We start from the raw sequence: 22,300 nt of genomic DNA, 5'->3' as shown, positions 1-22,300 counted from the left end.
GAAGGGCTTTGAAATAGTAAATACGTAATAACGCACATTTTTTCTCATCCAATGATAATATTTCGTTCAATATCAAGTCACTTTGTGCAGTAATAGCTTTATTGAACAAATCCGCTTATCCAGAGCTAAGGTTAAATAGTACGTTCAAACGAGGAACTATGTATGAAAAAAATCGCAGTACTTACCAGTGGTGGTGACTCACCAGCCATGAATGCAGCACTCAGAGCAATCACTTTGAGCTGTGGTTATCATCAACTGCAATGCGTGGGCTTTTATCACGGTTATAATGGATTAATTGACGACCAACACGTTGATATGCAGAACTTAAATATTAATTCTGCACTGCAGCACGGTGGCACTATTTTAAAAAGTGCTCGTTGCCATTCCATGTTATCAAATGAAGGGGTTATGCAAGCCTGTAACACTTTGCGAAAACATGATATTGATGCCCTAATCGTTATTGGTGGTGATGGGTCGCTCAAAGGATTACAAGCAATAAAGCAACACTGGGAACGACAAGTGATAGGGTTACCTGGCACCATAGATAATGATCTAAACGGCACAGATAACACCATCGGTTTTTCAACAGCAGTTACCACTGCGACCCATGCCATTGATAAAATTCGTGATACTGCCAATGCGTTTGAACGTGTGTTTATTGTTGAAGTCATGGGCAGACACAGTGGTCATATAGCCTTTAACGTAGGTATTGCTACGGGTGCAGAAGCCATTATTTCGTTTGAAAACTTCTCTAAAGACCAAGCCAATAAAAAAGTTAATGAAATACTCAAAGCAATCGAGAAACAGGCAAGCACCCATGGTAGTTTTTTAATTATACTTGCCGAAAACTTATGGCCAGGTGGCGCTCAGGCACTAAAAGAAAGTTTAAATAAGCAAGATCAGTTAAATAGCGCAATGTGTATTCTTGGCCATATTCAGCGCGGCGGAAGCCCTACTCCAGAAGATAGAAACCTTGCAACTGAGCTAGGCCTTGCTTCAGTTGACGCAATACTCGATGGCAAAGACAATATCATGATTGGTAAATGTTCAGGCACAGTAGTAGAAACAACACTTAATGATGTGATAAACACACCAAAACCGCTAAGCACAGGCTGGGTGAATGCCCATCAAGAACAGTTAACATACTACTTAAAATAACGCTGAATTTAACCACAAATGCGTTAGGACACTGGCGAAATAGCCTAACGCAATAACTGGAGCCCATTTTAAGTGACCAAAGAAAGTATAATATCCCCTCGCCTGTCCCATTAACGCCACACCAGCAGCAGAGCCTATAGATAACAAACTCCCCCCAACCCCAGCCGTTAAAGTAATCAATAACCATTGCCCATGCGACATCTCAGGTTGCATTGAAAGTACCGCAAACATAACAGGAATATTATCAATGACCGATGATAGAATGCCTAAAAATATGTTCGCCGTCGTTGCACTCCACTGACCATATAACACATCAGACATCAACCCTAAATAGCCTAAAAACCCTAACCCCCCAACACACATTACAATGCCGTAAAAGAACAATAATGTATCCCACTCTGCTCTAGCTACTTTATGAAAAATATCAAATGGTACTACACTACCTAGCAGGTCGATTCGCTGACGATCGCCTTGCCTCTGAGCTTTGGTTTGCCTTCTTTTCAAAGTAACTCTTAAGTAATAACCGAAAAATTGAAGGTAGCCAAGCCCCATCATCATCCCCAAAACAGGAGGCATATGTAACAAGCTATGGCACAAGACTGCAGTTAAAACAGTAAGTAGAAACAACGCTAGAATGCGCCTTGCTCCTCTTTGCATCGTAACCGGCGTATACATTGTGGAAGGGGTTTTCTTCTCTACAAATAAACTCATTACTACCGCTGGCACCATATAATTGACAAGTGAAGGAACAAACAAAGCAAGAAACTCATTAAACTTTACTAGTCCAGCCTGCCAAACCATTAAAGTCGTAATATCACCAAAAGGGCTGAATGCACCACCTGCATTGGCTGCGATCACTATATTAACGCAACATAAATTAATAAAACGTTTATCGCCTTCGGCAACCTTCATAATTACCGCGCACATTAACAATGCCGTCGTTAAGTTGTCGGCAATTGGAGAAATAAAAAAGGCCAAGAACCCGCTGATCCAAAATAGGCTTAAATAGCTAAAGCCTTTTTGTAACAACCATGCCCGCAATCTATCAAATACTTTGCGCTCTTCAAGTGCATTAATATAGGTCATCGCGACTAGCAAAAAGAGCATTAGTTCAGCAAACTCAAGTAAATTATGCCTAAAAGCATATTCAGTTACATGAGGAATATCATGACTTACATAATAAATACTGATAAGTATCCAAATTAAACCAGCCGCCACCAGCACGGGTTTAGACTTTCGAAGATGCAACTTTTCCTCAAGCATAACTAACGCATAAGCAACAACAAAAATAGCAATGCATACTATGCCAAGTTTCGATGAGGTTAAGTCTAACGGCTCACCACTTGCCCATGCTGGGGCTATTAATCCAACGGACATGCACATAAACCACCCAAACTTACCACACAACGCACCCATGACTTTCCTTTACTAGTTACTTTATTGATTCAAAGGGTTTATACCTATTGCATTAAATAAATGACCAGATATTGCAATAGAAAAATGACTTAGTAACCAAGCAAGGATTCCGGTATGTAGTTATGCTATATATCGGAATTTTTAACACAGTTAATGGGTCATTTAGCCCGCTAGAATGATCAATGTTTTAATAAAATTGGCATTACTCAGATACAGAAAAACCTGCACCACAAAACCACACCAGTTTTGATGCTTAATAGCAAGAAAACATCATCTGCTTAATATGCTCTCGCGAAAAAACAAAAAATAAATTATGCTTTGGTATTAGACTAACAAGGAGGATAGGAATGAATATTGTAAAAACAAGATAGAAAAAACTTAAAAAATGCATACACCATCAAAACCAAGACAATCATCCCTCTTTGGTTTCAATGGTGTTTAATTCATACAGGTTATTTGGCCGTGAGCTTTTCCAAAGCTAAAATTAGCAATAAACCAGCAATTGCTAATGCAATACAAGTACCTGTTTGTGGTGCTAGGCCCGTTACAGACGCAAACTCTATCGGACTCACATTTTGCTGTAACAATGGCTTTTCTAAGCCATGTGAATTGGTATAAGTCGACAATACTGTTTTCCAAGGCCAAAGTAGATTCAAAGAACCGAGTAAAAAACCAGCTAGTAATGAAAATGTTACCTGCTGGTACTTGTCTAACAACCAAGATAAGAACCGAGAGAAGATCATCAACCCAACCGCACAGCCCATAACAAATAGGCCAACAAGCAACAGCTCTTTTTCTGTTACCGCGCTAAGTACATGGCCATACATGCCAAGCAAAAGTAAAATAAAACTTCCTGAGATGCCTGGCAAAATCATCGCACATATAGCAATCATGCCTGAGATAAAAAACATCCACCAATGAGGCTGAGCTTCAGTCGGCGCGATTGTTGTGATCGCAAAAGCAGCAACAGCCCCAACTATACAACTAAACACTGTTGACCACCGCCAATGAGTGACTTGTTTTGCAACATGCACAAATGACGCGATAATCAGGCCAAAGAAAAAAGACCATACTAAGAGTTGATGATTAGCAAGTAAATAGGTGATCAATTTAGCAAGCGAGACTGCACTTGTAATCAAACCCGCAAATACCGTTAATAAGAAAGCACCATCAACATGAATCCAAAACGCTTTTAAGCCACTTTTTTGTAGTATCCCTAAGGCCTCTAAATCAAAACTTTTAAGTGCATGTAAGAAACGTGTATAAATCCCTGTTATAAATGCGATAGTTCCACCAGAAACACCTGGTACAACATCTGCGGCGCCCATCCCTGCTCCTTTTAAGAAGAACCAAACATAGTCCCGTTTTGAATCACAATGACGTGTCACTTTTTTACTCCATGTCTAAATTTGCCGCTAGTTTAACGTAAATAATCACATCAAACAGCACTACACCGTTAACATTTATGTTGTCGTTGTTTTTTTACTTAAAAAAACCTGTTTGCTGCCGATAAAAGATTATTGTTTATCTATATAGTATCGCTATGTCATTTGTAACATGCCTTTTATGCATTTTAGTATTAACTATTAGTGGAACCAGCGATGCAGCCTCTGCACAATTTGTCATGCCTGAGCCTAGCGTTACCATCGAGCAGCGTGACTTAGCTAAGTATTTTCCTGATAAATTAATTGAGCTTGAGACCGAAGAAGGCAAAGTACTGACTTTATTTTCTCCCTATATGAGTGCAAGCAAACGAGGAATTGTGGTAATACTACCCGGTGCGGGCCAAGGCCCTGTATCTGTGCATGGTTTAAGTTACCTTTCGCAAGCACTCACTGATGATGGCTTTGATACTTATGCTGTTCAAACTCCGCACCTAAATTGGCAAGCAGATCTATTGCAAGTCGACCCAATCACGACACAAAGTGAAGAAACAGCTGAAATGGATTACCCGGGGCCATGGTCAGAGCCGATGTTAGATGATTATAAAGAGCAGTTGCTTGCAAGCTTTGATGCTTTGTATAATCAATTACAAATGACCGACCAAGAACAGCTAGTGGTCATTGCACACGGAGTTAGTGCTGGGGTATTTTCCGAGTACCTTGCATCATTGCCCAATATCAGGATCGATGCGTTTGTTACAGTCAGCGCCCAGCTACCTAACACAAAAAGAAACAAGCATTTACCCGCTGTACTTTCGTTGGTTAGCCCGCCGTTACTCGATATTATTTACTCACAAGATACTCAGTCGATTTTAGACAACGCAAAGCAACGCATTCGATGGGTTAAACGAAATAACAAGTACGATTACCGACAACGCGAGCTCTTTGGTATTAGTACCGAGCCAAGGCAACATCAGCGTTTGCGCAAAGAGCTGGATGGTTTCCTAAGGCAATTATAAATTAACCCGCCTTTTTTAAAAACTCATATGCGGACTGAATATCCTGACTTTTCCGTTTCGCCACTTCCATCATATGCTCAGGCAAGCCCTGAGAGACCAGTTTATCAGGGTGATGTTGTGCCATTAATTTACGATACGCACGCTTTATATCTTTGTCATTAGCATCATTAGAAAGGCCTAACATGGCAAGCGCTTGTGTCTTTGAAAGTGTTGAATCAGGCTGTACAGTCCTGTTTTGTTGGGAATATTGCTGCTGACTTTGTTGAAAACGTTGCTGTTGTTGACGAAAGCTAAACTCTGCTTGATAACGTTTCAACATAAAACGAAAATGTGCCGTTGAAATACCTAAATATTGACTCACTTTCTGTAGTAGCTGTTTTTCTTGTGCTGCCAAATGCCCATCAGAAAAAGCCATTTGAATTTGGATTTCTAAAAATAACTGCAATAAATCATAACGCCGAGCAAACACTTCTTTAAAGTCTTGAATCGCTTCTTTGAGTTTAAACTCTGACTCTTTACCAGCTCTAAATGCACTTTGTGCCTCTTGTCGATTTTCCCCATGTAAGCCCATTTCATCCATAAATGCTGTCGCAGCTTGAATATGTACTTCGCTCACTCGACCATTAGACTTAGCAATATGCCCCATTACTGCAAAACAGCTAGAAAAAAACAAAGCTTGGCGTTGATGTAAATCATCACCACTAAAAAAGCCTTGAAAACCGCCCACTTTATCAAAGTTTTGCTTTAAGCTTCTGTCGAACATATGTCCCAGCCAAAAGCCTAATATTGCACCAATCCAACGGCCAAACATAAAACCAAAACAAGTACCTAACAGCTTGCCCCACATTATTATTGCTCCTGCTTTTGGTTTATTTCCAACAACCGCTCTGGTGTACCAATGTCACTCCATTGCCCTAAATACAGTTCTGTTGACACTCGGCCTTCATTTAAGCCTGCTCTTAATATCGGCCCTAATGGCAAAAAACCTGCGTCATGAGGACTAAAAAATGCTTTTTGATACAAACCAATACCTGAAAAAGTATAACGCTGCTGATTGCTTGCTTGATGTGCTAAACAAAAATCCCCTTCGGGATTATGAACAGGGTTTTCAACCAACACAATATGCGCTTCACCATGGTTGAGCACCAGTTGCGTTAAGGCACTCACATCATAATCGGTAAATATGTCGCCGTTAAGTACAATGAACTTATCCTGTGATTCACATAATAAACCCATCGCATTGATAATCCCACCAGCGGTTTCTAGTCCACCTCCAGGCTCGTTGGTATAGCAAATATTTACACCAAATTGTGAGCCATCTGCAAAATATTCTCTGATTTTTTCACCTTGCCATGCAAGATTAATCACAATATCAACAATACCCGCGCGCTTTAAACGTTGAATGTGATACTCAATTAACGGCCGTCCAGCAACTTCTAACATCGGTTTTGGGAGGTTAGCAGTCAAGGGCATCATTCTCTTTCCGCGACCTGCTGCAAGGATCATTGCTTTTATCATGTGTTGCAACTTAGCTTAGCTTCTACTTTTGGTATTATCTCATGGCGCAACCAAGTTGCAAGCCACTGAAATGACTCGTAACACTTTGCCACATCTTCAATATATTTAAGGGTTGGAATAATATCTTTTAAGTAGCCAGCTTTTTCATCTCGTAACAATAAACGACAAAATATACCTGCTGCTTTTAAATGTCGTTGCATTCCAGTCATATCAAAATAATAACAATACTGTTCAAAAGACATACCAGATAAAAGCTGAGCATCGCCTAAAATTTCAAAACTTTTTAAACGAAGCGTATTAAATTCCTCTTTTGGCAATTTAAAATAACAATCTCTCAGTAAAGATACCGCATCGTAAGTAACCGGTCCTTGCACTGCATCTTGATAATCTATCAAAGCCCAACCAGTGTTAGTATGCATAATATTACGACTATGAAAATCGCGATGCATGGTGACTTGAGGCTGAGCCGATATCGCATTCACTAAATAAGACTTACTTGCTTGGAACGCCTTAGAAGGTAATTCATCGCGGCTTAAAGCTAGCCATTCGCATACTAACCACTGCCAAAAAATATCTATTTCCAAACTAATGAATTCAGCATCATAGGCTTTCATGAAAGGAGATTCTAAGGTTGTTGCGATATTAGGCAGCAGAGCAAGGATTTCACAGTAATCGGTATATCTGCTGGATAAATGAACTCTATCAGCCAAGTGTTCTTTGCCCAAATCTTCTAACAGGATTAAACCTTGTTCTGTGTCGGCATGTAAAATCTTAGGTACTTTTATGCCATTGTTTAAAAAGTTAGCATTCAGCGCTATAAAAGGCTGGTTATCCAATTTACTGGGGTCTGAGTCCATTAAAATATAATTCTGTCCTCTACACGACACTCGATGATAACAACGGAAGCTTGCATCACTGGTTATAGCGATACATTGAAAGTCTTCACTTTTAAAATACGACTGTAAAAAGCCCGTGTATAAGCTTTGTCTATTTTGCCTTTTTGTCACAAAATTCCACTCTTAATTACTGTATTTCGCCAAGTTTTACTTTATCATGTCTTGCTTATATATAAACAACGGCGTTCAAGGTTAATAAATGAGCAAAGCATGGGGCGTTATCGCAACTGTAATTTTCAGTACCAACGCGATAGCTGAGTCAGAGTTTACACCTAAACTATGTGGCCAGCACTTGCAACCTTTAGCATGGCAACCTTTAAGCTCATTACCTAACAATGCCATTGATATTCAAGCCGATGATGTTGAGATGCAAGGCAAAGATAGTGCTGAGTTTTCAGGTGATGTCGTTATCAACACTAATAAAATGTCGCTATTTGCAAGCAGCGCCCTCATTGATAAAAAACAAGGTTTACTTAATGCGACAGGCCCTCTTCGCTATCAAGACCTTTTTAGCGACGTAAATGCCAATGCACTATATGCTGATTTAGATAATACTGAAATCAGCTTACTCGGCGCTGACTACCAATTAACACAACAACTCGGTCATGGTGGAGCTGAAAAGCTGTCAGCATCACAAAGCAAAATATCATTAATTAATTCAAGTTTTACCACATGCCCTGCACAGCGGCCATTCTGGGAGCTAGAAGCAGATAGTATTACTTTGTCAAAGTATGAGGGGTGGGGTGAAACACGTAACGCGGTATTAAAAATACTCAACACACCCGTGTTATATATTCCTTATTTTACGTTCCCTATTGATGATAGGCGTAAATCTGGATTGTTAATGCCTAAAATAGCACCTTCGAGCCGTTATGGCTTAGAGATTGTATTACCTTATTATTGGAATATAGCACCTAATTTTGACGCAACTTTATCACCCCGCTATATGTCAAACCAAGGGGTGCAATTAAACAGTGAATTTCGCTATCTAACAGAGCAACATACCGGCCGACTTGGTATTGAGTTTTTAGAAAAAGATGACTCAGAGCCTCAATTAGACGAGCGATATTTAGTCCACTGGAACCAACAAAGTTACCTCAGTGATAACTGGCGCTTACGTTTTGATATAACTAACGTAAGTGATGATAATTACCTCACTGATCTTACTTCTGAGTATGCAAATGAAACCGGCACGCAGCTCGATAGAACCGCAGTATTAAGTTATTTAGGCGAGCATTGGTTAACAGATATAAAGCTACAAAACTTTGAAGTTCTCGGAGATCATACAGAATCTTACGCCGCATTACCGCAGGTTACTTGGCGAAACCGAGAGGCATACAATGCCCTAGGACTTGATTTTAACTTGCAAGGTGAGTTTAGCTACTTTAGCAATAGCGAACTATTAATTGAAGAAGCTTCACGTTTTCATATAGAACCTAAAGCAAGCTTTAGCATTAACAACACCGCATGGTCGCTCCTAAGCGAAGTAAGCCTTTTACACACGCGTTATGAGCAAAAGGGTGATTTACAAAACACCGTGTATGACTATGATGTTTCAAGGACTATGCCCAAAGTTCGTATTCATGGGCAGCTTAATTTTGAACGTGATACCCAGCTTTTCATACTTAATGGCACGCAAACACTTGAGCCTCAAGTTCAATATCTATATACGCCAGAAAGAAACCAAGAAAATATAGGTTTATTTGATACGACAAAAATGCAGGATGACTTCTATGGTCTATTTCGAGAACAACGCTTTTCTGGTGTAGATAGAATTGCTCAAGCTAACCAAATTACACTTGGTGCAACCACTCGAATATTTGATGAAAGAAATCAAGAGCGTTTTAATTTCAGTGCTGGACAAATTATTTACCTAGAAGATGATGTAAAACCAAGCGCACAAAGTTTTGATAACCAAACAAACTATAATGCCTTGTTTGCAGCCCAAACCATGATACATTGGCACAGGCGTTGGTACTTCTCTGCTGGCATACAGTATGATGCAGACGCAAAAGAACTCATAGAGTCACATACTACGTTGGATTATAAAGGTGATAATAATAAGCTAGTTCAATTGAACCATCGTTATGCAAGCGATGTCTCAGGGTATGAAATAGATCAAGTTGGCTTGTTTAGCAGCTTACCAATTAACGATAATTGGCAGATGGTCGCAAGCTATCACCGAGACTTAACAACCGGACGAAGTGTAGAAGTATTTGCCGGCGTGCGCTATGAAAGTTGCTGCTGGGCAATTCAATTAACAGGTAAAAGACAGATTGAAACCGACTTAAATCGTACCATACACCAAGATGACGCACAGTTTGACTCCAGCATAGGTATAAGTTTTGTACTTAAAGGCTTAGGTGGTAAGTCAAACTACGATATTGAACAAGTACTACAACAAGGCTTGTTCAGCTATCGCCGCCCTTATTTTTTGAATAATTAATAAAATATTAGAACATTATGAATTTTAAAAAGCTGTTATTGGTTGCCCTCGTTGGGCTTAGTATTCATCAAAATGCATTCGCAGAGCGAGTGCAAATTGATAAAGTAGTCGCCACTGTAAATGATGGGGTCATTTTAGAAAGTGAAGTGGATCAAATTATTACACGCGTAAAAGAACAAGCTAAACAACAAAGTACAGAGCTACCATCCGATCAGACCCTGCGTATTCAAGCAGTAGATCGCCTAGTGGATCAAACGCTTATGCTACAGTTAGCTGAACGTATGGGGATGGAAATATCTGATGCGCAGCTTGATCAAACTCTGGCAAACATTGCATCCGAGCAAGCTGGCACCATTGCTGATTTAAGAAAAACAGTTGAAGCCAGCGGCGAGAGTTTTCAAGAATATCGAGAACAAATTCGCAAAGAAATTACCATCAGCCAAGTTAGACGCGCGAATGTCGACCGCCGTGTATACATCAGCCCACGTGAGATAGCGAACTTACAAAAAATATTATCTGAGCAAACAGGCAGTTCTGAAGAATTCGACTTAGGTCATATCTTAGTTAAAATTCCAAGTAAAGCGACACCTGAAGAAATTGAGGATGCAGGCACGCGTGCCAATAAAGTAATCGAATTTTTAAACGAAGGAAAAGAATTTAAACGCATCGCGATTGCATCCTCTAGCGGCCCAAAGGCATTAGAAGGTGGACAACTAGGCTGGATGAGTATAAATGAAATGCCATCACTATTTGCAGAAGCTGTTAAAGGAAAGAAGAAAGGCGACATTATCGGCCCTGTTCGCTCTGGTGCAGGTTTTCATGTATTAAAAATCCAAGACATTCGTGGCCGTAAAGTTGTAGAAACCACTGAAGTACGATCGAGACATATTCTAATCAAGCCATCAATTATTCTTAGTGAAGAAAAAGCCCAGCAAATGCTCTCAGGGTTTGTTAAAGACCTACGAGCCGGCACCGCTGACTTTGCAGAACTAGCCAAAGAGCATTCAGAGGACCCAGGGTCTGCACTTAAAGGTGGTGAGTATGATTGGACTGACCCAACAACTTACGTCCCAGCTTTTACTAAAGCGCTTTCCGCATTAGAAAAAGATGAAATAAGTGAACCATTTAGAAGCAGTTTCGGTTGGCATATTGTTCAACTTCTTGAAAAACGTGTTGCCGATAAAACTGAGCAAGCAAAACTCAACCGTGCACACGGTCTACTGTACAATCGAAAGTTCAAAGAAGAAGCCTTTAAATGGCAAAGTGAAATCAGAGAGCAAGCTCACATCGATGTTTTTGCCACAGAGTAAGTAGATACGTTATGACATTAAGAATTGCGATTACGCCGGGTGAGCCTGCAGGTATTGGTCCTGACTTAGTTATTAAACTTGTACAAAAAAGCTGGCCTGTGCAGCTTGTCGCAGTTGTAGACAAAACAGTTATAGAACAACGTGCCAAAGAGCTTGGGGCGAGTATCACAATGTTAGAGTTTAACGCTGATGATGAGCCCCAACCAGCTCCACCAGGCTGTTTATATTACTTACAAGTAAATAAAGGCGGTGCTGTAACACCTGGCATACTAGACGAAATAAATGGCCTATACGTGTTGGAAACTCTGCGTTTGGCTTCTGAAAAAAACATGGATGGTACTTTCGATGCAGTGGTTACAGGCCCTGTACATAAAGGTATTATCAACCGAGCGGGAATCTCTTTTAGTGGGCACACTGAGTATTTTGCACAACAGTCAGGTACATCAGATGTTGTGATGATGCTTGCAACTGAGGGCCTAAGAGTTGCACTTGTCACAACACATATTCCTCTAGAATATGTGTCTAGAGCCGTAACTAAAGAACGCTTAACTAAGGTTGCCTCAATACTTCATGACGATTTAAAAAATAAGTTTGGAATTGATAAGCCAAGAGTATTGGTTTGTGGCCTGAACCCGCATGCAGGTGAAGACGGCCATTTAGGGAAAGAAGAAATAGATACCATTACACCTACACTGAATACGCTTAACCAACAAGGTATGAACTTTATCGGTCCATTGCCCGCAGATACCTTATTTCAAGCTAAATATTTAGATAATGCCGATGCGGTACTCGCTATGTATCACGATCAAGGCTTACCTGTGTTAAAATATAAAGGATTTGGTAACTCAGTAAACATTACACTGGGATTACCCTTTATTCGCACCTCAGTAGATCACGGTACTGCGCTCGATTTAGCAGCAACTAACGATATTGAGGTGGGTAGTTTTGATTTAGCTATTCGCGAAGCTATAAAGCTCGCCACTGAAAAAGCACAGAGTTCATGACAGACAAAGTACACTTAGGCCACCGTGCCCGTAAACGTTTTGGTCAAAACTTTTTAAACGATGATATGATCATCGATAAAATTGTTACCGCCATAGACCCAAAACCTGCCGATCATTTAGTCGAAATCGGCCCAGGCCTCGGTGCCATTACAGAACCAGTTGTTGATTTAAGTGGTCACCTGACAGTTGTTGAACTAGATAAAGATCTCGCAGAGCGTCTAATTCACCATCCGTTTATGGGACCTAAGCTGACCGTTCATCAAGGCGATGCCATGAAGTTCGATTTTTCTAGCTTAATTAAAGGTGATGAAAAGCTTAAAATCTTCGGTAATTTACCTTACAACGTCTCTACACCGCTGCTGTTTCACTTATTTGAATTTGCAGACAATGTAGAGCACATGCATTTTATGCTGCAAAAAGAAGTCGTAAAACGCATGGTTGCAAGCCCTGACTCTAAAGCTTTTGGTCGCTTAAGCGTCATGACTCAGTATTATTGTAATGCAATGCCGGTGATTGATGTACCACCAGAGTGTTTTAAGCCTGCACCAAAAGTAGACTCTGCTGTTATTCGCTTAATCCCAAAAAAGCCGGAGCAACGCAGTGCTAAAAGCACTAAAATTTTAAACACAGTTTGTTTAGAAGCCTTTAATCAACGCCGCAAAACGTTACGTAATAGTTTATCTAATTTACTAACAAGCGATGAAATGGCACAATTGGGCATAGATGCCTCTAAACGCGCTGAAAACCTATCCCTTGCACAATTTATAGATATAGCTAATTGGATTTATGACAACAAGCAGTAATATTGGCTCACCGATTAAAGTTTCTGTAGAAACTTTTTATGTAGAAGCCCAGTCACAGCCTGAAAAAGACAAATTTGTATTTGCCTATACAATCACTATCAAAAATCATAGTTTGTGTAGTGCCAAGCTTTATAGTCGGTATTGGTTAATTACTGATGCAAATGGTAAAGAAACAGAAGTAGAAGGTGAAGGCGTTGTTGGAGAAACACCAACCATTGGCCCTGGCGAAAGCTATAAATACACCAGTGGCGCAGTACTGGACACCCCTATTGGCACCATGCAAGGCCATTACGTTATGCGTAACGAATTTGGCAGTGAATTTGAAGCCCCGGTTGCCGTATTTCGCTTAGCCTGTCCAAACATTTTACACTAGCTTTATTATGGCTCAATATGCAATTGGAGATCTACAAGGCTGCTATAAACCATTTATGCAGCTTTTAGATATTGTAGATTTCAACCCAAGCCAAGATCACCTCTATCTAGTAGGAGATATTGTTGCACGAGGGCCTGATTCACAAGCTTGTTTAGACTTTTTGTGCGTTAACCAAAGTGCCATTACCATTACACTAGGCAATCACGATCTGCACTTTTTGGCCTGTGCGTACCTAAGCAAAGCCCCCAATGCTAAAGACAGATTAGAAGGCGTATTTGCCAGTAAAAAATTGCCACAATATATATCAATGTTACAAAGCCAGCCATTAGCTATTTTTTTACCAAAGCTTGATACATTTATATCTCATGCAGGAATACATCCTAGTTGGAGTATTCAGCAAGCTTTACAACTTGCTGACTTTGCAAAACAATGCTATCAATCAAAAAATAGCATGAACTTTTTTGCAAACATGTATGGCCAATGTCCCAATGGTAAATTAAACGATCTAAGTCAGTTTGATAAATTCAAAACCATTGTCAATGTGTTTACACGTATGCGCTTTGTCGACAAAGATAATCAATTGGATCTCAGGCATAAAGGCCCTGCTGAGTCATCTGATAGCTTAAAACCTTGGTTTGCAGATAAACGCTTTGCGCAAGATACAACTCGCTATGTTTTTGGACATTGGGCAGCCCTTGAAGGGAAAACTAACTTAAAAAATGTGATTGCTTTAGATACTGGATGTGTGTGGGGTGGCCCGATGACATTAATGGATTTAACATCAGGTGAGCATTTTTCATGCAAATGAGGTAAGCTTATCTGGTTTTACTGAATTTTTTAAACGTATCTGCTATAAAATACTTAACTTATCCTTAATATGACCGATAAGTTATTCAATCCTATTAGTAAATTTATGGAACCTGTATGAACTTGACTGTTAGCCAAAGAATTTGGGGTGGTTTTATTTTTATCACTCTTTTACTGCTGTTAATTGGCGGAAACTCGTTGCTACGGATTGCAAATATCGATAGCTCGACACAACAGGTCAATCGACTATCTCTGCCCGCGCTAGATAAAAGCTCAGAACTGCAAGTTGAATTTTCATTGATGAGCAAAATGGCACAAGGCACTTTTTATGCGCAAACACCTGCTGAGCTAAATAATTTAAAAACCCAGTTTGATAAAAGACAAAGAGCGTTTGAAAAAACCTACTCTCAATTAAAGCAAGTTGTACAAGATAGTCCTAAATTGGCTAACAATGCACGCGATGTTGGGAAAACCTTTGCCACTTTTTCTAAATCTGTCGCAAGCTTAAAAAAAGATAAGGCGCTTGAACTTGAGCTGCGTAAAACGCTTAAATCACAATTAGAAGAAATAGAGATAAGTGCTGAAGATGCCACCACGGTGGTTTTGGATATTATTGACCTAGATGAGTTAAAAGAGCAAAGTACACGCGCTTACCAAGCTGCAACTAGTATGGAAAATAACTTTTCATCTATGGTAACTAATAGTACTGACATGCTAACGATTACTAACTTGAACACACTCTCTATCGTTAAAAAAGATCAAGAATATTTAATTGGTGAGCTTGCACGTAATATGGACCTAATGAAAGGCCCAGTACTAGCGCTAGATGCTGATTTGTTTGCTGATTTAGAGTCGTACTATGGCGCCCTTGAAAAGCAAGTGACAGGTAATCAAAGCTTATTTGAAAACAAAAAGCGATTGATTAATGCCATCGACATGACTCGCAAGGAATTACAAGACTCTGAGCAAACTACCCAAGCTGCTTTAAAACAGCTTGATGAGCTACTAGACGAAGCAAGTAAAGTTGCATTCAATTTGCAACAAGACGTGCGACAAGATGTGAATGCGGCAAATCTATGGACTTGGGTTGGCATGATAGTCGCAACCTTAATCGCCATTGTTGTGGCCTATATTACAGTCAACTTAATTACCAAGCCTCTATCTGAAGTCAATCGAGTTTTAACTATTGTTGCCGGTGGTGACATGACTCAGAAGTTAGATGACTCTGCTCGGGATGAGTTTGGTGAGTTATCTCGTAGCTGTAATACCTTGATTAGTAGCTTACGTGAGCTAATTACAGGCATCGTCTCTCGCTCCACACAGCTTGCTGCAGCATCTGAAGAAACATCAACCATTACCAATGAGTCAAGCCAAGCGATTCGTAACCAACAGGCGCAAGTTGAACAAGCTGCTACTGCAACAACCGAAATGAGTAGTACCTCGCACGGTGTGAGTAACAGCGCACATCAAGCATTGCTTGAGATAAAAAATGCGGATAAAGAAGCTGAAAGAGTTAAAGGTATTTCTTACGATAATAAACATACCATTGAACAACTTGCAAAAGAGGTAGATGAAGCCTCAGGCGTTATCAATAAGCTCCATCAAGACAGTGCATCTATTGGTGGTATCTTAGATGTGATCCGTGGTATTGCTGAACAAACGAACTTGCTAGCGCTCAATGCAGCGATTGAAGCAGCCCGAGCTGGTGAACAAGGTCGTGGTTTTGCTGTCGTTGCAGATGAAGTTCGCTCATTAGCAAGCAAAACGCAAGAGTCTACCCAAGAAATTCAGTCTATGATTGAATCACTCCAAGCGGGTGCCGAAGAAGCAGTTAGAGCCATGTCTAAAGGTAAACAACAAGCGGAATCTTGTGTAGAGAAAAGCGACCTTGCAAACGATGCGCTAAACTCAATTACGCAAGCAGTATCACAAGCGCATGATGTGAGTGAAGAGATATCCAATGCAGCCAACGAGCAGCAACAAGTTGCACAAGAGATCAGTGAGCGTCTTGAGTCTATTGTATCTATTGCCGAGCAAACAGCTGAAGGTGCCAGTCAAACGTCAATTTCAAGTAGTGAAGTGGCAAAGCTGGCAGAAGAGCTACGTCAATCGGTTGAGCAATTTAAAGTTTAGACTGGTAAAATTTATCGGATTCTTGATAAGCGCCTTAATGGCGCTTTTTTAGTGCAGTTACTATAAGCTAACCCCTGCTCTGGATAAGCGAATTTGCCCAATAAATAATTTGAGTTATACCACACATAGTATTAAACGCAGCTTATGAGTCATAAAGTTCGCTTGAATATTCAATGCTTAATAAAACTGGTATTAGTGCAAACTGCAACTTTAATCTTTAGCAAATCTTGAGTATAAAAAAACCCGCCGAAGCGGGTTTTTACATCATTGTTTATGTCTAACAAGCTACTGTATTCAGTAGAGTGCGATTAAAACAAGCTGTTTGCTTTCGCTACAACGTTTTCAACTGTAAAACCAAAGTGCGCAAATAGCTCATTGGCTGGTGCTGATTCCCCAAAAGTGCTCATACCAACCACGGCGCCATTTAAGCCTACGTACTTGTACCAGTAATCTGCAATGCCTGCTTCAACTGCAACACGACGAGATACTGCACTTGGCAGTACACTTTCTTTGTATTGTGCAGATTGAGCATCAAATACATCAGTTGATGGCATAGACACAACGCGTACCTTTTTACCTGACTCGCGTAACACCTTGGCAGCATCAACCGTCAATTGAACTTCTGAGCCAGTAGCAATAAGAATAAGCTCAGGGTTTCCGTCACAACTTAGTACGTAACCGCCTTGCTTAATTGCTTGAACTTGCTGCTCATCACGTGCTTGCTGCTCTAAGCCTTGACGAGTAAAGATAAGCGACGTTGGCCCATCTTTACGCTCAATCGCTTGCTGCCATGCAACAGCTGATTCAACTTGGTCGCACGGACGCCAGTTTACTAAATTTGGTGTTAGACGCATGCTGGCAATTTGCTCTACTGGTTGGTGCGTTGGCCCATCTTCCCCCAAACCAATTGAGTCATGTGTATATACAAAAATGCTTGGCTGCTTCATCAGTGCTGCCATACGAACTGCATTGCGTGCATATTCCATAAACATTAGGAATGTTGCACCATAAGGCACAAACCCTTTATGCAGTGCAATACCATTCATAATGGCAGACATACCAAACTCACGTACACCGTAAAAAATATAGTTACCTGAGGCATCGTCTGCAGTTAGGCCTTTTGACTGATCCCATAATGTTAAATTAGAACCTGCTAAATCTGCAGAGCCACCCATAAATTCAGGTAAAATAGGGCCAAATGCATTGAGTGCATTTTGCGATGCTTTACGTGTTGCAGGGTTCGCTGGATTAGCTTGCAATTGCGCAATATACCCTTGCGTATGCTCCTGCCAATTTGCTGGCAAGTCACCTTTCATTCGACGTTCAAATTCAGCGGCTAGTTCTGGATACTCAAGCTGATATTCTGTGAATTTAATTGTCCACTCGCTTTGCTGTTGCTGACCACGCGCTGTGGCGTTCCACTTGGCATAAATATCTTCAGGAACTTCAAACGCACCATGCGTCCAACCTAGAAACTCACGCGACGCTTTAATTTCATCATCACCCAATGGCGCACCATGACAATCATGACTACCAGATTTATTTGGAGAGCCATAGCCAATCACCGTTTTACAACAAATTAATGTTGGCTTATCTGACTCAGCACGCGCCGCTTCGATAGCAGCAGTAATTGCATCACTATCGTGACCATCTACACCAGCAATAACGTGCCATCCATAAGCTTCAAAACGCTTTGGTGTATCATCGCTAAACCAACCTTCTACTTCGCCATCAATAGATATGCCGTTATCATCCCAGAACGCGATGAGCTTGCCTAAGCCTAGCGTACCTGCCAACGAACATGCTTCATGCGAAATCCCTTCCATCAAACAACCATCACCTAAAAAGGTATAGGTGTAATGATCTACAATATCATGCTCACCACGATTAAATTGGGCTGCGAGCGATTTTTCGGCAATAGCCATACCAACTGCGTTAGTTATGCCTTGGCCTAGTGGACCAGTTGTTGTTTCAATACCTGGCGCATAACCGTATTCTGGGTGACCTGGTGTTTTTGAGTGCATTTGACGAAAGTTTTTCAAATCATCAATCGATAACTCATAACCGCTTAAATGTAACAAAGAATAAATCAGCATTGAACCATGCCCATTTGACAATACAAAGCGGTCTCTGTCAGCCCATTGTGGATTACTTGGATTATGCTTTAGATAATCGCGCCAGAGCACCTCTGCGATATCCGCCATACCCATAGGGGCACCAGGGTGACCAGATTTGGCCTTTTGAACCGCATCCATTGACAGAACACGGATTGCATTTGCAAGTTCTTTGCGAGATGGCATGAATTCTCCTACCTTTAAAATTTATTTGTGCGCGGGTCTTGAAAGTGCCCATTCTTACTTATTTTCACTCTAAACTGCAATGGTAATTCCAATAAAACGTGGTTCAAAGCCCAGTTTTTAAAGCCTTGTGAAACGATTGAACCGTTTTAGACGTCTAGGCGTAAAAAAGCTATTAATATGCTACACTTTTAGTTAAAATACTTCCCTTAATTCTTTAGCGCTATCCCCGTAGTTTGTGAAGCGCAATATTTGTGAGCATAAATACAATGGCAAAACATTTATTTACTTCTGAGTCTGTTTCTGAAGGTCATCCGGATAAAATCGCCGATCAAATTTCTGATGCGGTACTTGATGCAATTTTAGAGCAAGATCCAAAAGCACGTGTTGCGTGTGAAACTTACGTTAAAACCGGTATGGTTATGGTCGGTGGTGAAGTAACCACAAGTGCTTGGGTAGATATTGAAGAGCTAACACGTAAAACTGTACGTGAAATTGGTTACACACATTCAGATATGGGCTTTGATGCCGATTCATGTGCAATTTTAAACACCATTGGGAAACAATCACCTGATATTAACCAAGGTGTTGACCGTGCTCGCGCTGAAGAGCAAGGTGCTGGTGACCAAGGTCTAATGTTTGGTTATGCATGTAATGAAACTGACGTGCTAATGCCTGCACCCATTACTTACTCACATCGCCTAGTCCAACGCCAAGCGCAAGTACGCAAAAGTGGCGAGCTAAGCTGGTTACGCCCTGATGCTAAATCGCAGGTAACTTTTGCCTACGAAAATGGTAAAGCGGTGGGTATCGATGCTGTTGTATTATCAACTCAACACTGTGATTCAATTTCTCAAGATGATTTGGTTGAAGCAGTAATGGAAACCATTATCAAGCCGGTTCTTCCTGCTGAGCTTATCACTCAAGCAACCAAGTTTTTCATTAACCCGACTGGCCGCTTTGTTATCGGTGGTCCAATGGGTGACTGTGGCCTAACTGGCCGTAAAATTATTGTTGACACCTACGGTGGCATGGCTCGACACGGTGGTGGGGCATTCTCTGGTAAAGATCCATCTAAAGTAGACCGTTCAGCGGCATATGCAGCACGTTATGTTGCTAAAAATATCGTTGCAGCTGGGCTTGCAGATAAGTGTGAAATACAAGTTTCTTATGCAATCGGTGTTGCTGAGCCAACATCTATCAGCGTTGAAACATTTGGCACAGGTAAATTAGAGGAAGCACGCTTAATTGAAATCATCCGTGAGCACTTTGACTTACGCCCATATGGCATTTTAACTATGCTTGACCTTGAGCGTCCTATTTATCAACCAACGGCTGCATACGGCCACTTTGGTCGCGATGAATTCCCATGGGAAAAAACAGACAAAGCTGACGCATTAAAAGCATCTGCTGGCTTGTAAACGTCAAGCTCTGAAATAAAACAGGTGCATTAAGCGCCTTTTTTATTTCCTATTATTACTGACTGTTTGTTGTTCTAACATATTCACTTGGCGACATACCATACCAACGTTTTACAGCCCGGTTAAGTGATGCCTGCTCTGCATAACCCAATCTTTCACTTAGAGCTTGTTTGCTTAGTACATGGCAAAATTGCGTAAAGCGCCTTTTGCGCTCTTGCTCTATTAATTGCGAAAAACTTAAATTATGAGATTTTAATTGTCGTTGCAATGTACGGGGTGACGTTGCTAAGACTTTAGCTAGGCGCAATAAAGACATATCATGCAAATCGCAACTATGTAATATGGGTTGTAATTGCCCTAACCAGTTCGAGGGGCTCTCATACGTACGCTGAAGATCTTGAATCGCGGGATATAAGTTAGCACTTACAAATTCATTTTTCGTTAATATAGGATGATTTAGCAACTCAGCGTCAAAGTAAATCCCATTACCAGTTGCTTTACCTTTTACCTCACAACTAAACCATGTTGTTAATCGCTGTAGTTCAGGCTCGCTGACATTCACATTAAGCTCGATACAGTCCGCACAAAGCGGTTTACCAGTAATATGCCTAACCATAGCAATCCACGCCGTCATATTACGTAAAATAGCATGCTGGTTATTTTCATAAGGTTGCCAAGTAATACAAGCGATATTGTTCGCGATACTAAATTGACAACCCCCAATATCAGCCACTGTTTTGTCAAAAGCCAGTAAAGCGTCTAATGCTTCTTGCAAAGTACTTGAAGATTCAACTAAATATCCAAGCAGACCATATTGAGCACTGGTGATTTGCTTACCCAGCTCGAACCCCCAAAGAGGGTCTTTTTTTGCTTCTGCACCACGTTCAAGAGCAGAAAAGTATTGCTGCATCGGGATCCGGGTTAAGTGTAAACACTCTGATGGCAAATAATCGGCCAACACTTGGCAATACTGACGACAAACATCAAACATAATGGCGTGAAAAGACAAAAATATGACTCATAAAGTCAAGTATGCCTCGCTATACAACGATATGCTAGCACTACTATTTACTCATTAGCATTGTTTATGCGCTTACTTGATATCCTAATTTTACTGCCAAAATCGAGTCATTTTACCTTAGAGGCTCTCACCGACTGCTCAGTACTAACGCGCATATTTAAGGGGGAATTTACTCCGCTGCCTGCAGAAAATGGCTTACCACGAAGGCATGTCACCCTACACGGTCACAACTTTGTTGAAGTGATTACACATCAAAGTCCTCAGCGTTTATGCTATCAAATACAAGGCCAAGGGCCCGTTAAACAACACCATGGTGAAATTTCACTTATTTACACCTGCGCAAATTTACAGATCAGATATCAAATTTTTGGTTTCAGTAACACTTGGCTGCCAACTTGGCTGCTTAAATTAGTCATATTTGTCGACTTCAACCTTGCAGCCAGACGACTAAGGAAGCTGTACCATGAATGCTGAGTTTATCTTACTCGCATTAAGTCCATTATTTGCTGTCGCTATCTTGATTGAATATCGCAAAGCCAAAGACCGCTATACGTTTAAAGAGTTTGTACTTAATGCTGGCCTAGCGTTCTCGCATCAAACAACTGATTTACTCGCGTTATTACTACTATTGCCCTTATTTGAGTGGCTATATAATAATTACGCGATATTTAACTTTGAGTTAAACGTATGGAGCATCATTTTAGCGTTTATTCTTCAAGACTTTTTATACTATTGGTTTCATCGTGCCAGCCATTACTGTAATTGGCTTTGGTGTGCACATATCGTGCATCACAGTTCGTTAAATATGAACTTCTCTACGGCTATGCGACAAAGCTTATTTTACCCTTTAGTGGGCATGTGGCTATTTTGGCTACCTTTAGTGGTTTTAGGCTACCCACCCAAACTGGTATTTACGATTGTTGCACTTAACCTTGCTTATCAATTTTTTGTTCATACAGAGCTAGCACCACAGCTTAAATACTTTGGTATGCTATTTAACACGCCTGAACACCATTGTTTACACCATGCTACAAACGAGCCCTACATTGATAAGAATTTTGCTGGCATACTCATTATTTGGGATAAACTCTTTGGCACCTTCGCTGAACCGGTGCCATCGGAGCAGCCAATATATGGTGTTACCGAGCGAACTTATACCATCTCGTTTTATGACGTATTGATCACACCATGGGAAGTTTTGTATAAAAACTTAAAAGCGCAGCCTACATGGTATAAAAAGCTAACAATACTACTCGGTAAACCAACTAAACTGAAACAATAATAGCCGCATAATTT

General features: G+C 40.7%; 18 protein-coding genes. 11 read left to right on the top strand and 7 right to left on the bottom strand.

Features of this window, described 5'->3' with window-relative positions:
• Window positions 1-162 precede the first annotated feature (162 nt).
• Window positions 163-1,158: an ATP-dependent 6-phosphofructokinase gene (locus tag SANK73390_RS08885; RefSeq protein WP_462765532.1), complete on the top strand. Its 996-nt coding sequence runs from the start codon at window positions 163-165 to the stop codon at window positions 1,156-1,158.
• On the opposite strand, the gene nhaD is transcribed toward SANK73390_RS08885, so the two are convergent.
• Both nhaD and SANK73390_RS08875 read right to left on the bottom strand, forming a co-directional pair.
• Window positions 1,150-2,541 carry a sodium:proton antiporter NhaD gene (gene nhaD, locus SANK73390_RS08880; RefSeq protein ID WP_462765592.1) on the bottom strand — a complete coding sequence of 464 codons (1,392 nt, stop codon included), beginning with the start codon at window positions 2,539-2,541 and terminating at the stop codon, window positions 1,150-1,152. The genes SANK73390_RS08885 and nhaD overlap by 9 nt on opposite strands.
• A gap of 485 nt (window positions 2,542-3,026) precedes the next feature.
• The gene (locus tag SANK73390_RS08875; RefSeq protein WP_462765530.1) at window positions 3,027-3,902 is read right to left on the bottom strand and encodes a DUF368 domain-containing protein; all 876 of its coding nucleotides are present in this window, start codon (window positions 3,900-3,902) and stop codon (window positions 3,027-3,029) included.
• Window positions 3,903-4,117: 215 nt separating this feature from the next.
• Between SANK73390_RS08875 and SANK73390_RS08870 the strand changes: the two genes are divergently transcribed.
• Window positions 4,118-4,975 (top strand): DUF3530 family protein, encoded by an 858-nt coding sequence (locus tag SANK73390_RS08870; RefSeq protein WP_462765528.1) that lies wholly within the window; start codon window positions 4,118-4,120, stop codon window positions 4,973-4,975.
• A 1-nt stretch (window position 4,976) separates the two neighbouring features.
• Here the strand turns inward: SANK73390_RS08870 and djlA are convergent, their stop codons facing one another.
• From djlA to SANK73390_RS08855, 3 genes are read right to left on the bottom strand one after another with little or no spacing between them, the layout of a single operon-like run.
• Complete coding sequence (djlA, locus tag SANK73390_RS08865) at window positions 4,977-5,822, bottom strand: co-chaperone DjlA (RefSeq protein ID WP_462765526.1); 846 nt, start codon at window positions 5,820-5,822, stop codon at window positions 4,977-4,979.
• A 2-nt stretch (window positions 5,823-5,824) separates the two neighbouring features.
• Complete coding sequence (gene murU, locus SANK73390_RS08860) at window positions 5,825-6,490, bottom strand: N-acetylmuramate alpha-1-phosphate uridylyltransferase MurU (RefSeq protein ID WP_462765590.1); 666 nt, start codon at window positions 6,488-6,490, stop codon at window positions 5,825-5,827.
• Window positions 6,490-7,500, bottom strand: a complete 1,011-nt coding sequence (locus SANK73390_RS08855) for an aminoglycoside phosphotransferase family protein (protein WP_462765524.1) — start codon at window positions 7,498-7,500, stop codon at window positions 6,490-6,492. The genes murU and SANK73390_RS08855 overlap by 1 nt, the downstream gene beginning before the upstream one ends.
• A gap of 88 nt (window positions 7,501-7,588) precedes the next feature.
• Here SANK73390_RS08855 and lptD point away from each other — a divergent pair, with 88 nt between their 5' ends.
• The 7 genes from lptD (at window position 7,589) to SANK73390_RS08820 (ending at window position 16,265) form a co-directional block, all read left to right on the top strand.
• The gene (gene lptD / locus SANK73390_RS08850; RefSeq protein WP_462765522.1) at window positions 7,589-9,835 is read left to right on the top strand and encodes an LPS assembly protein LptD; all 2,247 of its coding nucleotides are present in this window, start codon (window positions 7,589-7,591) and stop codon (window positions 9,833-9,835) included.
• 17 nt (window positions 9,836-9,852) lie between these two features.
• Complete coding sequence (surA, locus tag SANK73390_RS08845) at window positions 9,853-11,145, top strand: peptidylprolyl isomerase SurA (RefSeq protein ID WP_462765521.1); 1,293 nt, start codon at window positions 9,853-9,855, stop codon at window positions 11,143-11,145.
• An 11-nt stretch (window positions 11,146-11,156) separates the two neighbouring features.
• Window positions 11,157-12,149, top strand: coding sequence for a 4-hydroxythreonine-4-phosphate dehydrogenase PdxA (gene pdxA, locus SANK73390_RS08840; RefSeq protein WP_261626490.1), 993 nt, complete (start codon window positions 11,157-11,159; stop codon window positions 12,147-12,149).
• A complete protein-coding gene (rsmA, locus tag SANK73390_RS08835) occupies window positions 12,146-12,952 on the top strand; it encodes a 16S rRNA (adenine(1518)-N(6)/adenine(1519)-N(6))-dimethyltransferase RsmA (RefSeq protein ID WP_462765519.1) in 807 nt (268 codons plus the stop codon). Before pdxA ends, rsmA begins: the two co-directional genes overlap by 4 nt.
• The gene (apaG, locus tag SANK73390_RS08830; RefSeq protein ID WP_261594398.1) at window positions 12,936-13,325 is read left to right on the top strand and encodes a Co2+/Mg2+ efflux protein ApaG; all 390 of its coding nucleotides are present in this window, start codon (window positions 12,936-12,938) and stop codon (window positions 13,323-13,325) included. The genes rsmA and apaG overlap by 17 nt, the downstream gene beginning before the upstream one ends.
• A 7-nt stretch (window positions 13,326-13,332) precedes the next feature.
• Entirely contained in the window at window positions 13,333-14,133 is an 801-nt protein-coding gene (locus SANK73390_RS08825; protein ID WP_462765517.1) for a symmetrical bis(5'-nucleosyl)-tetraphosphatase, read from the top strand.
• Window positions 14,134-14,249: 116 nt separating this feature from the next.
• The gene (locus SANK73390_RS08820) at window positions 14,250-16,265 is read left to right on the top strand and encodes a methyl-accepting chemotaxis protein (RefSeq protein WP_261594400.1); all 2,016 of its coding nucleotides are present in this window, start codon (window positions 14,250-14,252) and stop codon (window positions 16,263-16,265) included.
• A 308-nt stretch (window positions 16,266-16,573) separates the two neighbouring features.
• On the opposite strand, the gene tkt is transcribed toward SANK73390_RS08820, so the two are convergent.
• Window positions 16,574-18,565: a transketolase gene (tkt, locus tag SANK73390_RS08815; RefSeq protein WP_462765514.1), complete on the bottom strand. Its 1,992-nt coding sequence runs from the start codon at window positions 18,563-18,565 to the stop codon at window positions 16,574-16,576.
• Between the two features lie 266 nt (window positions 18,566-18,831).
• On the opposite strand from tkt, the gene metK reads away from it, so the two are divergent.
• On the top strand, window positions 18,832-19,983 hold the full coding sequence (metK, locus tag SANK73390_RS08810; protein ID WP_462765512.1) for a methionine adenosyltransferase: 1,152 nt from the start codon (window positions 18,832-18,834) through the stop codon (window positions 19,981-19,983).
• Between the two features lie 55 nt (window positions 19,984-20,038).
• On the opposite strand, the gene SANK73390_RS08805 is transcribed toward metK, so the two are convergent.
• Entirely contained in the window at window positions 20,039-20,992 is a 954-nt protein-coding gene (locus SANK73390_RS08805) for an AraC family transcriptional regulator (RefSeq protein ID WP_462765510.1), read from the bottom strand.
• A gap of 475 nt (window positions 20,993-21,467) precedes the next feature.
• Here SANK73390_RS08805 and SANK73390_RS08800 point away from each other — a divergent pair, with 475 nt between their 5' ends.
• Entirely contained in the window at window positions 21,468-22,286 is an 819-nt protein-coding gene (locus tag SANK73390_RS08800) for a sterol desaturase family protein (protein ID WP_462765508.1), read from the top strand.
• Window positions 22,287-22,300: the final 14 nt, after the last annotated feature.

The sequence above is a fragment of the Pseudoalteromonas sp. SANK 73390 genome (assembly GCF_054966645.1).
Note: the sequence above shows the minus strand (reverse complement) of the source record. Positions and strands in the feature narration are given on the sequence as shown.

Coding starts and splice junctions, on each gene's coding strand:
- SANK73390_RS08885 (WP_462765532.1), top strand. CDS start 163: ATGAAAAAAATCGCAGTACTTACCAGTGGTGGTGACTCACCAGCCATG.
- nhaD (WP_462765592.1), bottom strand. CDS start 2,541: ATGTGCATGTCCGTTGGATTAATAGCCCCAGCATGGGCAAGTGGTGAG.
- SANK73390_RS08875 (WP_462765530.1), bottom strand. CDS start 3,902: ATGGGCGCCGCAGATGTTGTACCAGGTGTTTCTGGTGGAACTATCGCA.
- SANK73390_RS08870 (WP_462765528.1), top strand. CDS start 4,118: ATGTCATTTGTAACATGCCTTTTATGCATTTTAGTATTAACTATTAGT.
- djlA (WP_462765526.1), bottom strand. CDS start 5,822: ATGTGGGGCAAGCTGTTAGGTACTTGTTTTGGTTTTATGTTTGGCCGT.
- lptD (WP_462765522.1), top strand. CDS start 7,589: ATGAGCAAAGCATGGGGCGTTATCGCAACTGTAATTTTCAGTACCAAC.
- surA (WP_462765521.1), top strand. CDS start 9,853: ATGAATTTTAAAAAGCTGTTATTGGTTGCCCTCGTTGGGCTTAGTATT.
- pdxA (WP_261626490.1), top strand. CDS start 11,157: ATGACATTAAGAATTGCGATTACGCCGGGTGAGCCTGCAGGTATTGGT.
- rsmA (WP_462765519.1), top strand. CDS start 12,146: ATGACAGACAAAGTACACTTAGGCCACCGTGCCCGTAAACGTTTTGGT.
- apaG (WP_261594398.1), top strand. CDS start 12,936: ATGACAACAAGCAGTAATATTGGCTCACCGATTAAAGTTTCTGTAGAA.
- SANK73390_RS08825 (WP_462765517.1), top strand. CDS start 13,333: ATGGCTCAATATGCAATTGGAGATCTACAAGGCTGCTATAAACCATTT.
- SANK73390_RS08820 (WP_261594400.1), top strand. CDS start 14,250: ATGAACTTGACTGTTAGCCAAAGAATTTGGGGTGGTTTTATTTTTATC.
- tkt (WP_462765514.1), bottom strand. CDS start 18,565: ATGCCATCTCGCAAAGAACTTGCAAATGCAATCCGTGTTCTGTCAATG.
- metK (WP_462765512.1), top strand. CDS start 18,832: ATGGCAAAACATTTATTTACTTCTGAGTCTGTTTCTGAAGGTCATCCG.
- SANK73390_RS08800 (WP_462765508.1), top strand. CDS start 21,468: ATGAATGCTGAGTTTATCTTACTCGCATTAAGTCCATTATTTGCTGTC.